General features: G+C 43.8%; 12 protein-coding genes. 10 read left to right on the plus strand and 2 right to left on the minus strand.

Annotation, left to right across the window (positions count from 1 at the left end):
* The first annotated feature begins 390 nt into the window (after positions 1 to 390).
* Entirely contained in the window at positions 391 to 1,200 is an 810-nt protein-coding gene (locus ACFSJY_RS07655) for an SDR family NAD(P)-dependent oxidoreductase (RefSeq protein ID WP_386032923.1), read from the plus strand.
* Between the two features lie 21 nt (positions 1,201 to 1,221).
* The gene (locus tag ACFSJY_RS07660; protein WP_386032925.1) at positions 1,222 to 1,461 is read left to right on the plus strand and encodes a YdcH family protein; all 240 of its coding nucleotides are present in this window, start codon (positions 1,222 to 1,224) and stop codon (positions 1,459 to 1,461) included.
* Here the strand turns inward: ACFSJY_RS07660 and ACFSJY_RS07665 are convergent.
* Complete coding sequence (locus ACFSJY_RS07665) at positions 1,447 to 2,355, minus strand: LysR family transcriptional regulator (protein ID WP_386032927.1); 909 nt, start codon at positions 2,353 to 2,355, stop codon at positions 1,447 to 1,449. The two genes, ACFSJY_RS07660 and ACFSJY_RS07665, sit on opposite strands and share 15 nt — an antisense overlap.
* Before the next feature lie 98 nt (positions 2,356 to 2,453).
* On the opposite strand from ACFSJY_RS07665, the gene ACFSJY_RS07670 reads away from it, so the two are divergent.
* On the plus strand, positions 2,454 to 3,443 hold the full coding sequence (locus ACFSJY_RS07670) for a zinc-dependent alcohol dehydrogenase family protein (protein ID WP_386032929.1): 990 nt from the start codon (positions 2,454 to 2,456) through the stop codon (positions 3,441 to 3,443).
* A gap of 44 nt (positions 3,444 to 3,487) precedes the next feature.
* Here ACFSJY_RS07670 and ACFSJY_RS07675 read toward each other — a convergent pair whose 3' ends face one another.
* A complete protein-coding gene (locus ACFSJY_RS07675; RefSeq protein ID WP_386032931.1) occupies positions 3,488 to 3,844 on the minus strand; it encodes a winged helix-turn-helix transcriptional regulator in 357 nt (118 codons plus the stop codon).
* 165 nt (positions 3,845 to 4,009) lie between these two features.
* Between ACFSJY_RS07675 and ACFSJY_RS07680 the strand changes: the two genes are divergently transcribed.
* The 7 genes from ACFSJY_RS07680 (at position 4,010) to ACFSJY_RS07710 (ending at position 13,363) form a co-directional block, all read left to right on the plus strand.
* Positions 4,010 to 4,594 carry an NAD(P)H-dependent oxidoreductase gene (locus ACFSJY_RS07680; protein ID WP_386032933.1) on the plus strand — a complete coding sequence of 195 codons (585 nt, stop codon included), beginning with the start codon at positions 4,010 to 4,012 and terminating at the stop codon, positions 4,592 to 4,594.
* Between the two features lie 64 nt (positions 4,595 to 4,658).
* The gene (locus tag ACFSJY_RS07685; protein WP_386032935.1) at positions 4,659 to 5,384 is read left to right on the plus strand and encodes a glutathione S-transferase family protein; all 726 of its coding nucleotides are present in this window, start codon (positions 4,659 to 4,661) and stop codon (positions 5,382 to 5,384) included.
* A gap of 107 nt (positions 5,385 to 5,491) precedes the next feature.
* Positions 5,492 to 6,160 carry an NAD(P)H-dependent oxidoreductase gene (locus ACFSJY_RS07690; RefSeq protein ID WP_386032937.1) on the plus strand — a complete coding sequence of 223 codons (669 nt, stop codon included), beginning with the start codon at positions 5,492 to 5,494 and terminating at the stop codon, positions 6,158 to 6,160.
* A gap of 4 nt (positions 6,161 to 6,164) precedes the next feature.
* Positions 6,165 to 8,075, plus strand: coding sequence for a cation:proton antiporter domain-containing protein (locus tag ACFSJY_RS07695; protein WP_386032939.1), 1,911 nt, complete (start codon positions 6,165 to 6,167; stop codon positions 8,073 to 8,075).
* Between the two features lie 197 nt (positions 8,076 to 8,272).
* Positions 8,273 to 9,001 carry a substrate-binding periplasmic protein gene (locus tag ACFSJY_RS07700; protein WP_386032941.1) on the plus strand — a complete coding sequence of 243 codons (729 nt, stop codon included), beginning with the start codon at positions 8,273 to 8,275 and terminating at the stop codon, positions 8,999 to 9,001.
* A 160-nt stretch (positions 9,002 to 9,161) separates the two neighbouring features.
* Positions 9,162 to 10,241 (plus strand): efflux RND transporter periplasmic adaptor subunit, encoded by a 1,080-nt coding sequence (locus tag ACFSJY_RS07705; protein WP_386032943.1) that lies wholly within the window; start codon positions 9,162 to 9,164, stop codon positions 10,239 to 10,241.
* Positions 10,238 to 13,363 carry an efflux RND transporter permease subunit gene (locus tag ACFSJY_RS07710; protein WP_386032945.1) on the plus strand — a complete coding sequence of 1,042 codons (3,126 nt, stop codon included), beginning with the start codon at positions 10,238 to 10,240 and terminating at the stop codon, positions 13,361 to 13,363. Before ACFSJY_RS07705 ends, ACFSJY_RS07710 begins: the two co-directional genes overlap by 4 nt.
* Positions 13,364 to 13,384 lie beyond the last annotated feature (21 nt).

The raw sequence follows: 13,384 nt of genomic DNA on the forward strand, positions 1-13,384 counted from the left end.
AATTGCTTCGATAGACGGTGTTACCGCGTTAGTCATTATTGTTAATAAAAACTAAAAAGTGTTTAGTTATTTGTGATTATTATCATTAAAAGATTAGGTTGCTAACCTTGTTTTAAACTAAACAGGGCGGTATTCACGCACTGGCTGACAATCAAACTGTCATTTTACTGTCGTAAATTGGCAAATGATGAGGAAAATCGGACGTAGAGAGCTGGTGGGGAGTGATGGCCTTGGGAATGAATCAGTTGCTGCTATAGTTAAGTTCACTGGGGAATGTCAGCATTGTTCACAAAGTGTATTAGTTGCGTTTAATTGGCGCTTTGGCTTTATAACTGTATGTGAACCGGCGATTTAATATTACCTACGTTTGCGGTGTAAGGAATGAATATAATGACAAAAACAATATTGTTAACAGGCGCTACCGATGGCATTGGATTTGAGACAGCAAAGTCACTAATCAGCCTTGATCATACTTTGCTTATCCACGGCAGAAATCCACAAAAGTTAGACGATGTAGCGCTGCAGCTACATGGAATTAACCCAAAAGCGAACGTAAGAAAATACGTAGGAGATTTATCCTCTATTGTTGCTACTAACGAGTTAGCGACCAATATCGTCGCACATGAAAAACACATTGATGTCGTTATCAATAATGCGGGTATATACAGCACAAGAGAATGGCAAACGGTAGATAAACTTGATGTCCGCTTCGCTGTCAATACACTCGCTCCATACTTGTTGACCAAAAAATTATTGCCGTTAATGCCATCAGACGGCAGGGTCGTTAATCTTTCATCTGCAGCGCAAGCAACCATTGAACTAGATGCTATCTCTGGCCACAGAGAGTTATCGGACGGCGCGGCTTACGCGCAAAGCAAACTGGCGATTACGATGTGGTCGATGCAAATGGCAAAAGAGCTTGGTGACAAAGGACCATCGATTATCGCAGTAAATCCAAAGTCATTCCTTGGTAGCAAGATGGTGAAGGAAGCTTATGGTGTTGCAGGTGGTAACTTAAGTGTTGGCGCCGACATTTTGTGTAGAGCAGCGTTATCAGACGAATTTAACGATGCGTCAGGCAAATATTTTGACAATGATATTGGTCAATTTGCCAAGCCACACCAAGATGCACTGAACGAGCATTTAGTGACGTTAGTAGTAGATAAAATTGAGCAAATCATTGCTGAGATTATTGATTAATACCATGTACAGGAGCAAAACATGCTAGGCGAAGTTCACTCTTTGGAAAATGACTTTCCAGAATACAAAGACACCATTTATAAATTACTGGCAGCTGATACTGAGTTTGCTGCCAACAACAAAAAATACAACGAGCTCGATAGTGAAATTCGAAAGCTAGAGCTGAACAACGCACCTATTGATGACGAAGCTATGCAGCAGTTAAAACATGACAGGGCAACGTTAAAAGATGCTCTTTATCAGCGATTAGCCAGTGCTTAACGCTTTATCCCAGTAGGGGGTATCACCGTATAATTCCGCAAAAAAATCAATAAATGCCCGCACTTTTGGGGCAACTAAACGAGAGCTAGGGTACACCGCCCATATAGCGGCTTCGTGAATGAGGGGAAAGTCTGTCATTACTGGTACGACTTTCCCTGCTAGAATTTGCTTATAGGCACACCAGCTTGAACTGACAGCAATACCCAAACCAGCCGCACAAGCGTCGCGCACAGCCTCGCCGTTATCTGCTCTAAAATTTCCTGAAGTTTTGACCGCCACCGGACCGTCTGGCGTGTCAAGCGACCAAGTTTCCATGCCTATTAAGTTTAAAAAGTTATGTCCAGCTAAATCGTCGATTGAAGCAGGTGTGCCGAATTTTTTGAGATAGGCGGGGGAGGCAATCAACATTCTGTGATCTTTGGCTAATTTACGGGCGACGAGACTTGAATCACTCAATCTAGAGTCGCGAACCGCAATGTCAAACCCGCCATCGACCATATCAATGATGGAATCACTCAGTCTTAGATCAATATCTATTTCTGGAAAGCGTTCGAAAAAATCTGCGAGTGCTGGCGCGATATGCATACGCCCAAAAGAAGCTGGCGCTGAAATCCGCAATGTGCCCGTAGCCGTAATACTCCCTGAACCCACTGACGCTCGTGCATTTTCGACACGCATTAACACCTCTTCTGCATGAGGTAGAAATGCTTTGCCGTCAGCGGTTAAGGACACTTTACGCGTTGTGCGATGAACCAAGCGAACACCTAACCCTTGTTCAAGCTTGCTAATGTATGCACTTGCCACGGCGGGCGATAGACCTTGTTCATTTCCTGCTAAGCTGATGTTGTTAGTGCGTGCAACACGGGCAAACAATTTAAGGTGCTCAATATTCATTATCAACAAAATATAAAAACTGATTTGTATATTTAGCTTATTATCAAGTTAGTCATTAGTAAATATACTTTGTTCCAATTATGTAACGGGAGATAAACATGAAAGCAATGCTCGTAAACACCTTTGGCGGTCCAGAAGTTTTTGAAGTGGCAGACGTACCAAAACCAGATGTAAAACCAGGCCATGTACTTGTCAGTATTAAAGCGACCAGTGTGAATACCGTTGACACCATGATCCGTCAAATGGGCGCCGAATTACCTCTTTCACCTGCTGCTCCTGCATTGCTTGGTATGGACTTCGCGGGTGTTGTTGAAGCCGTTGGAGACGGTGTTACTGAATATAGCGTAGGTGATGAAGTATACGGTTGCGCAGGTGGGTTAGCTGATTTACCGGGCACGTTGGCTGAGTATATTGTTGCTGACGCTAACCTTATCGCATTAAAACCAACGAACTTATCGATGCAAGAAGCTGCTGCGTTGCCATTGGTTGGTATTACTGCTTATGAGGGCTTAATGCGTGCGGGTATTAAAGCGGGCCAAAATGTACTTGTGCACGGTGGTTCTGGCGGTGTTGGTCACGTGGCATTGCAACTCGCTCGACATTTCGGTGCCAATGTATTTTCTACTGGCGGTGGCGACGCACAGTCTGCATTGATTGAAAAGCTTGGCGCAACCGCAATCAACTATCGTGAAGAGACTGTCGCAGATTACGTTCAAAAACACACTGATGGTGTTGGCTTTGATGTGGTATTTGATTCAGTTGGTGGCGCAAACATGGCAAATTCATTCGAAGCGGCAGCGTTGAATGGTCACGTGGCATCGACAGTGTCAATGGTCGAGCTAGATCTCTCCACTGCTCACTTCAAAGGCTTATCATTGCATGTTGTGTTTATGCTGATCCCTATGTTGCACAATCATCGAAGAGAAGAACATGCAACCATCTTAAAAGCGATGAAATCCATCGTTGAAGCGGGTGATTTAGTACCAGTGCTTGACGAAACGTCTTATCGACTTGAAGAGGTTGGCAAGGCTCACGAGCGTTTAGCGAGTGGCCAAGCGATGGGTAAAGTGGTCATTACAGTCGACTAACTCTACTAAGTATCAACGAGAAGCCTAACGTAAGTTAGGCTTTTTTATACATCGTTTTGCTCGGACCAAATACGCAAGCTGTCAAGGATATCTAATGCTGAACGACCAAAGTCAGTTAATTGATAGGTGACAGCAATAGGGCGTTCTTCGACAACTTTACGAATAACCATGTCGCGTGATTCGAGTTCTTTCAAACGTTGGTCTATCATTTTTTTACTGGCACCGCCAAGCATGCGACATAAATCATTAAAGCGAACTGGCTCGTCTTTGAGGTGATAAATAATGGAACCGGTCCACTTGCCACCAATTAAGCGCATACCTTTTTCGATTGCGCATGGCTCAGTGCAAACATTTAATGTTTTTTTTCGTCCCTTACTATCTGTTTTTACAACACTTTCCAAAAGTCAGGCTCCAAATTTAAGGTGGTTACTAAAAGGTGACTGGTTGATAGAAGTTAAAAGGTTACTAAAATATACCACATAAAAGTTCTTAAACCCAAACCATTAAAACAGTTCACGCCATGAAAGCTTTGCTTTAGGTCTGTGGTCGTTTTAGGAGAAAGTTAGATGAGTAATGTATTAATTATTAATGCCCATCAGTATTACCCGTTCGCAGAAGGAAAACTAAATGCTTCCTTAGTCGATATTGCTGTCAGTAAATTGCAGGCAAAAGGCCATGAAATACGTGTTGTTACGATGACAGAAGACATCGATGTTGATCAGGAGTTAGAAAATCATACATGGGCAGATATTGTGCTGCTGCAAAGCCCAGTCAATTGGATGGGCGTTCCTTGGACGTTTAAAAAATACATGGATGAAGTTTACACCGCAGGCATGGCGGGCGCACTGTGTGCAGGAGATGGTCGCACCAGCGAAAACCCTACCGCTAACTACGGTGCTGGCGGCACCATGTCAGGTAAAAAATATATGCTCTCACTCACGTTTAATGCGCCTAAAGCATCATTTGATGATGAAAGTGAATACCTTTTCCAGGGCAAAAGCGTGGATGATTTGTGGTTTCCAATGCATATGAACTTTCGCTTTTTTGATATGCAAGCTTTACCTACTTTTGCTTGTTACGACGTGATGAAAAACCCTGATATTGAGAATGACTTTACGCGTTTTGAAGCACACCTTAACGAGCACTTCTAGACACCGTTAAAAACATTCTAATTGAACTATGGAAAATAAGAATATCAGATTCAAGGGGCATGAAATGAGTAAACAAGCGGATATACACCTTTATACAGCGTCAACGATGAACGGCTGGAAACCTGTCATTTTTTTGGAAGAGGCTGGCGTAGATTACGACTTAACGTATATCGATTTTGCCAAGCAAGAACAAAAAGCGCCTGATTACGTCAAGTTAAATCCCAACGGACGTATCCCAACGATCGTCGATCGCAGTAATGACGATTTTGTTGTTTTTGAGTCAGGGGCAATACTTTGGTATTTGGCTGAAAAATACGGCGTGTTTTTACCGAAAGAGCAAAAAGCAAAGTCGGAAACACTGCAGTGGCTAATGTTTCAAATGGGTGGCGTTGGGCCGATGATGGGACAGGCAATGTATTTTCAGCGCATTGCGGCCAAACAAGGTGAAGAACATCCTTTTGCAATAAAACGTTATGTCGATGAAAGTCGCCGGTTGATGGAAGTACTTAATACCCGTCTTGAAGGCCGACAATACCTTGTTAACGATGAATTCACCGTCGCAGATATGGCAATGTACCCATGGGCTCGTGCCTATTATTGGGCAAATGTCTCGGTAGATGGCTTACCTCATCTTCAAGCATGGTTTGATCGCATTGATGCTCGTCCCGCTACACAAAAAGCGTTGGAAATACCAAAGCCGTTTTGGGCATTCTTTGGCAAGGGCGATGTTGAAGCCTTTGAGCGAGAAAATGCCGCTCGATTTAAGGCCGACGTTAAACCTAGCAAATAAGTAAACAGCATAGAAATACCTAGCAGCATAGTAAGCTATTGAAAGAAATGAAATTGTCTTAAATCCGCACTATGCTGTTTTTATAATGATAAAAAATGGAAAGCTTTATGACGCCAAATAGTTCCACCGTAAATGAAAGTGAAATTCGTGATAAACGCATTTTGCTGTTGTTTGCTCACCCCTCACAGCACCGCTCGGAAATTAACGCACCACTGTTTAAAGCAGCACAAGAATTAGACTATGTGACAGCCGTTGATCTATATGCGGAATACCCTAGATTTGAGATCAATATCGAGCGTGAGCAGAAAAGACTATTGGCTCATGATGTCGTCTTGTTTCAGTTTCCATTTTATTGGTATTCAACGCCATCAATTCTTAAAGAATGGCAAGACCTCGTTCTTGAGTATGGTTTTGCTTACGGTCATGAGGGTAAAGCACTTCACGGCAAAACGTTTATCACCGCAATTACAGCGGGTGGTAAAGAAGATGCCTATCGCGCGCAAGGCTATAATCACTTCACGGTGAGAGAGCTGCTGCAACCGTTAGAACAAACGGCTCGCTTGACAGGCATGGAGTATTTACCGCCATTCGCTTTATTTGGGAGCCGTTCGGCGGTAGAAGAAGACCGTCTAACCGAGCATTTGCAGAAATGGCGATTGTTGCTTGAGCATCTTCATTTAAACAAGATTGACCTGCAAAAAGCAGAGTCACTGACCACGATCAATGACCTTTGCACGATGAATTTAGCTGAATCAGTGTCAGCGAATAAGGAGTAACGCCATGACCCTTTATTTTGTGCAAGCATTTATTTACTTAGCTGCAGCGGTCATTGCTGTTCCTTTAGCGAAAAAACTGGGTTTAGGTAGCGTATTAGGTTATTTGATTGCAGGCGTTATTATAGGCCCTGTTGCAGGCTTTGTCGGCGCGGAAACAGTCACCATTCAACACTTTGCTGAATTTGGCGTCGTTATGATGTTGTTTTTGGTTGGCCTTGAGCTTGAACCCAAAATGCTGTGGCAAATGCGTAATCGGCTATTGGGTTTAGGCGGTATGCAAGTTGGGTTGACGACATTGTTAATCACCGGCGTTGCTTTACTTTTCAATCAGCCGTTTAGCGTTGCGTTAGCGATTGGCCTTATCTTCTCTCTTTCGTCTACCGCTATTGTGCTTCAAACCTTTAATGAAAAGGGGTTAACGAAAACCGAAGGGGGCAACAATGCGTTTTCTGTATTGTTAATGCAAGATATAGCCGTTATTCCTATGCTTGCTTTTATGCCTATGCTGGCATTACCTGAATTGGTTGAAGCTGCAAAGAGTATGCAAGCCGCAGCTGAACATCATGAAGAATTGAGCCTAGTTGCAGGGTTACCAACTTGGGGCTATGCATTAGCCATTTTAGGCAGCATATCGGGTGTTATTGTGCTAGGTCACTTCTTAAGTCGTCCACTGTTTCATTACGTCGCAAGCTCTGGCTTACGTGAGATATTTGTCGCCATGGCCTTGCTGTTAGTGATTGGTATTGCAGCATTGATGGGCTTGGTTGGCTTGTCTCCCGCACTTGGAACTTTCCTAGCAGGTGTTGTTCTGGCTAACAGTGAGTTTAGACATGAACTCGAATCCAACATTGAACCGTTCAAAGGATTACTGCTTGGCTTATTCTTTATCACAGTGGGTGCAGGTATAAACTTTAGTACACTGTCTGAAAACGCTGGCTTGATTGTCATGCTTACTCTCGCTGTCATGATAGGTAAAGCAGGCATACTGTGGTTCTTAGCAGTTATCTTCAAAATTAAAAACAGTAACCGCTGGCTATTTGCGCTGAGCTTGGCCCAAGCCGGTGAATTTGGTTTTGTGCTATTGAGTTTTAGTGTTCAAAACCACGTTATTCCAAACGACATTATTGCGATTTTGCAGTTAGTCGTGGCGATTTCCATGTTCCTTACGCCACTATTATTTATCTTCTATGAAAAGGTTATCATCCCTCGTTACCAGCAAGGTGAAGGGGAAAAAGAGTTTGATAACATAGAGGAAAAAGGTCAGGTAATCATTGCTGGTGTTGGTCGATTTGGACAAATTGTAAATCGTCTGCTCGTGGCTAATGGTGTGCACACCGTAGTACTCGACCATGAGGCTTCGCAGGTTGAGAACCTACGAAAAATAAACATCAAAACCTATTTTGGTGATGCCACTCGACCAGAACTTTTGCATACCGCAGGTATTGAAGAGGCTGCCATGTTAGTCGTTGCTATTGATAATCGAGAAGCGGCGAAAGAGTTAACGCATTACGTTAAGCACACCTATCCACATGTGAAAATATTAGCGAGAGCATTTGATAAAGGCCACAGCTATGAACTCAGAGAGGCTGGCGCAGATGAAATTGTCAATGAAACATACTTCTCCGCATTGGAGCTTGGCGCTAAAGCAATGCAGGAGCTAGGGTTTCACCCATTCCAAGTGGAGCAAAAGCGTCAAACCTTCTGTAAAACTGAACATGAAGCATCTGAACATTTATATGAACAATGGAAAGGTGGTAGTGAAGGGCAACAGTTCGACCCGAGTTATCAGAAACTTTTCATACAGTTAGAGGATACGATCAAAGAGGCAATGAAGAAAGATCGTATGGATAAACATCATAGCGATGAGCGTGGCTGGACACCGCCGCCTAAAGGCTACGAAAGTAAGTTTGAGTAGTCTTACTAGATTCAAAGTAAATGAAAAAGAGGGCTATTGCAGCCCTCTTTTGTTATCTGCGTTTTGTTAAAAAGCGTTTACTTTTGATTTCAATGTTACTGACAGGAATAAAGTAAGTGATAACAAATAGCTAAGTCGCAGGGTTTTGTCGATGAGTGACTATTTACAGAATTGGAAGTTTTAGCTATCTTGCTAGTATGAAGTTTAGTGTTTTATGTCTACTCTCGTTCTTTATTTTGGTCGCGTCAGCGCAAGCAAAACAAGAAGATATTGTCGCTTGTATTGATGATCACCCCCCTTATCAGTACTTGGCAGAAGTGCCGTACGGCACCCATATTGCTGCACTCCAAACACTCGCTAAAATTCTCGATAGAAATCTCGTTTATGTTCGTTCACCTAACTTCGCTCGTTGTGTTGCCATGCTTAAATCTGGTGAAGTTGATGTGGTTGCTGGTTTGAATATCACTGAAGAGCGCAAAGCTTTTGCATTTTGGGCGCCATTTAAAATGGCGGATGAATTAAACGTGATTACTAAAAAAGATATCACAATCGAAAAGTACGACGACTTTAGAGGCAAAATCATAGGTATACCGCGCGGTTCAACTTACTTTTATAAATTTGATAATGACGACACATTAAATAAAGTGTCTATTCAAAGTGAACGTGTTGGTTTTTCACTGATATTGAAAGAGCGAATCGATTTAATTATGGCTAGCCAACAGGTACTAGATTCACACATAACAGATATCAAAAAAGCAGAATTGAAAATATCTCCTATTTCTTTGTACGAACTTCGGGCTAAAGAAACCTACTTTGGCTTCAGCAAAAAACATCGATTGTCGTTAAGTGATGAAGAAATCGCGTTTAAAACCCTTGATGCGTTTAAGCGCGGCGTCTTTTTGTTACCTCCGGAAGCCGAACAATAAACCTCGCTTTAGCGAGTAGGCTTTTTTATTAAATCTCACAACGTTCATCAAAACAAAAGCACGCCTGACATTTATTATACCTATCACGTGCCATACTGACTGATAGTAAAAAGTGCTGTATATTTCATACAGTTGATAATAATAATCATTTGAGAAAATTATGCGTTCAAACATTTTCTTTTCACTAGGCGTATTATCGCTGGGTGTTTTCTATCATTTAACCGCGATAGCGCAAGCGCTTACTGAAGTAGACGTGGTTTACCCTGAAGTGGAACAAAGTGCAGAACTGCTAACGCTGACGGGTACTGTTGAAGCAAAACAAAATGCTGAACTAGCGCCATTGGAGTCTGGTGTTGTTGCAAGTTTGTATGTCGAAGCTGGTGATCATGTAGAGCAGGGGCAAAAGCTATTGGCTCTCGATAATAAACTTGCGGTGCTCAACGTTGCGCAAGCGGAAGCGGCATTAGTTGCTGCGCAGGTTGCGAAAGCTGAAGCTGAGCGTTTGTATCAAGAAGTTATTACACTATCTAAGCGTCAGCTGGTCGCAGAAACCTTAATGGGGGAGCGTAAAGCGGGTGTTGCTACAGCTGAAGCACAGTTGCTACGAGCGCAAGCAGAGCTGGATTTAGAGCGAGAAGTCCTGGCTCGCCACTCGCTATATGCACCTTTTACAGGCGTTATCGCACAGCGCAGTGTAGACCTTGGCGAATGGGTGACACAGCAAACAAAAGTGTTGAACCTTGTTTCAGAAGAGCAACTGAGGGTTAGCGTGGCTATTCCTCAAGAGTATTTTGGTCGGCTGCGCGGGAAAGACAATATTCCAGTTACCCTGACGCCTGATTTTGGTACGAGTGACAGTATTACCTCAGTGCTCACTCAAGTTGTTCGTGTTGCCAGTGGCATGAGCCGAACATTAACTGGCTATGTTGATCTTCCGCGCGATACGCAATTAATCGCTGGTGTGTCAGTGCGTGTAGACGTTGAGATGCCTGGCAGCGAACAGCAAATTGTCTGGATACCTAAATCAGCTTTAAAAGAGCACCCTGATGGTGGGCGCAGTATTTTTGCAGTAGAAGCGAATAAAGCTAAGCGCTATGTGGTCAATGTTGTTGATCAGAAGAGCGGTTTTGTCGCCATTACTGGTGCACCGTCGCAATTGCCTTTAGTGACAACGGGTGTGGCATTGCTTAAACAGGATGAAGCCGTAAAAGTGAATAGCACAAGTGGAGTGCGCCCATGATTTCAGCAGCTGTTCATCGTGGCATTCTCGTCGCGGTAGCCGTGCTGATAAGCACAATTTTGGGTATTGTGGCGGCGTTGAATATTCCTGTTCAGATGATACCTGACTTGGAAGTGCGGACCATTACCGTACAAACAGGTTGGCCTGGCGCAACACCGCAAGATGTTGAAAAAGAGATTCTGATTGAGCAAGAGCGTTATTTACGTAGCTTGTCGAACCTAAAGCGCATGGTTTCCTATGCCGAAATGGGTGAAGCATCAATTCAGCTAGAATTCCCATTTGGCGTAGATCCTAACGACGCCTTGATACGCGTCAACAATGCACTAAGCCAAGTTCCTGCATATCCCGAAAATGTTGATCAACCGCGATTAATTTCAAGTTCATTCTCAGGCAACGCCTTTATGTATTTTGTCTTAAAGCCACAAGCAGGAAACCCTCTAGGCTTAGATGTTGATCTATTACGAGATTACGCAGACGATTATATTCGCCCCAGAATGGAGAGTGTGCCGGGTGTCTCTGAGGTCGGTGTCGGCGGCGGTGCGCAGCGCCAGATCCAAATTAAGGTAGATGCAGCACGCCTAGCAAAACGTGGTATCAGTTTAGCGCAACTAAGAACGGCTATTCGTAATCGCAACAAAGATACATCGGCTGGTGATATTGAAAGTGGTAAAAGCCGATACTTACTCCGTGTTATCGGCCGTTTCGAGCATTTACCCGAGCTAGAAAATTTAATTATTAGTCGACAAGACGAGGCTAATATTTTACTCAAAGATGTAGCAACAGTGACGCTAGATCATTTTGAAACGCGGGGCTTGTCGTTCAAAGACGGTGAACGTTCAATAAGCCTCTCTGTGCGCCGTGAAAGTGGCTCCAATGTACTTGCGATAAAAGAGGGTATTCTGCCCGTTGTAGAGCAAATTAACCAAGAGCTGCTCGTGCAAAACGGCTTAGAGCTTATGCTGACAAGCGACGACGTAAAGTACGTTAAAAGCTCTCTTGAAAATGTCTGGTTTAACTTAGGCCTTGGCGCCTTGCTTGCCACACTGGTGATGTACTTCTTTTTGCGCTCAGGTAAAGCTACATTGGTTGGTGTTATTGGTATTCCACTATGTACTATTGCCGCGTTTATGGCGCTGATGATGTTTGGCAGAACCATTAATGTGATTTCCCTAGCGGGTGTCGCGTTTGCCATCGGTATGACGGTTGATAACACTATCGTGGTGCTAGAAGCTATTGTGCAAGCTAAACGACAAGGCGTATCGAAGATTCAAGCGGCCATTAATGGCGTAACCGACGTGTGGCCTGCAGTATTGGCATCAACTGCGACTACTGTACTTGTCTTTGCGCCAATTCTTTTTGTCGAGCAAGAAGCAGGTCAACTTTATTCTGACATCGCCATTGCCATTTCTGGCGCCATTATAGCGTCAATGTTAGTCGCCATTTTTGTTGTACCTGTCGCATTAGCACGCCTGGGTAAGAAAGAAGATTTAAAGCAAGGCAAGCAGTTTACTTTGTCGAAAAAGTGGTTAGGGCTTGCGGCGTATTTCACCCGCTCTAAAGCACAAGCGCGTGCAGCAACCTTAATCTTTTTCGTGGCGATTTTAGGTGCGGCTTATTCGTTGATGCCAGCAGCAGAATACTTGCCGGAAGGGGAAGAGCCTAAAGCTTTCTCAATGATGATTGCACCGCCCAGTTACAACTTGTCTGAAATGAAGAAAATAGGTGCAGAACTTCGCACCTACTTTGATGCGTTTGTCGAAGCTGATAAGGCTGACTTCGTCGCTGGCAAAACCAATATGCCGCCATTGGAATATTATTCTATGTCGGTGTCGGTTGGCCGCATTTGGTTTTTAAGTGCGCCGGTTGACCCTGCCAACATAAACCAGATGATGACGGCAATCACAGAGAAATTCAGAAGCTACCCGGATATGCGTGCATTCTCTGCACGGGGCTCTATCATTTCCAGTAACGATGGCGGTACTCGTGCGGTAGCCGTCGATATCGCCGGCAGTGACATCACTGAACTTTACACGGCTGCAGATGCTGTATATCAGCAAGCGAATAAGCTTTTTGACAATCCGCAGATTAATTCAGAACCTAATTCATTAACCCTCGATCAACCGTTGATTGAGATAAAACCGCGTTGGCAACGATTAGCCGAACTCGGTATTAACAATAATGATTTTGGCTATGCAGTCGCCGCCATGAGTGATGGTGCTTATGTCGACGAGTTTATTCTTGATGACGATAAAGTCGATATCTTTATGTTTAGCGGCCAAGGTAATGAACAAAACTTATCTGAGCTGGCTTCTACGCCGATGGTGACACCGCAAGGACAAGTATTACCATTGCACGCTATGGCTGATTTAGTTGAAAGCAAAAATAGCAACTCAATTCGCCGTGTTGACGGTAATCGAACCGTGACGGTTTACATCATTCCACCACGAGATGTTGCACTAGAAACTGCTGAGCAAGCCGTGCGTGAAGAGTTACTGCCAGCATTGTGGCGAGAAGGCAAAATTGCTCAGGGTATTAATGTTAGTATCAGTGGTGCTGCTGATCAGTTGGAAGCGACTAAAGCATCTCTATCTGGTAACTTTATTATTGCGCTTGTGCTGAGTTACTTATTACTTGTCGCCATATTTTCACATTGGCGTTATCCATTGTTTATATTAGCGACTGTGCCACTAGGTATGGCAGGTGGATTACTAGGCCTAGTGTTGGTTAATGGCATTAATGGCTTGCTCGCTAGCTTGGGGATGGCAGCCTACCATCAGCCGTTCGATATGATCACCATGCTAGGATTCCTCATATTACTGGGCACAGTAGTGAATAACCCAATTCTTATTGTCGATCAGACACGTCGATTTGTCCTAGAAGGTATGAAGGTTAAAGACGCGGTATTAGAGTCTGTTGCTAAGCGGTTAAAGCCGATTTTAATGTCGACAGCGACGACGATATTTGGCTTAGCGCCCCTAGTGTTAATTCCGGGTGAAGGTACAGAGCTATACCGTGGGGTAGGGGTAATCGTGTTGAGCGGTATTGTCGTGTCGACGTTATTGAGCTTAACGTTTTTGCCTGCGCTTTTGGTTTCCGTTATACGGGATAAAGAAGCTAGCTAGTATTAAATTTAGCAAGTAAAA

The organism is Thalassotalea euphylliae, assembly GCF_042682785.1.
In the GTDB taxonomy this organism is placed as follows: domain Bacteria; phylum Pseudomonadota; class Gammaproteobacteria; order Enterobacterales; family Alteromonadaceae; genus Thalassotalea_F; species Thalassotalea_F euphylliae.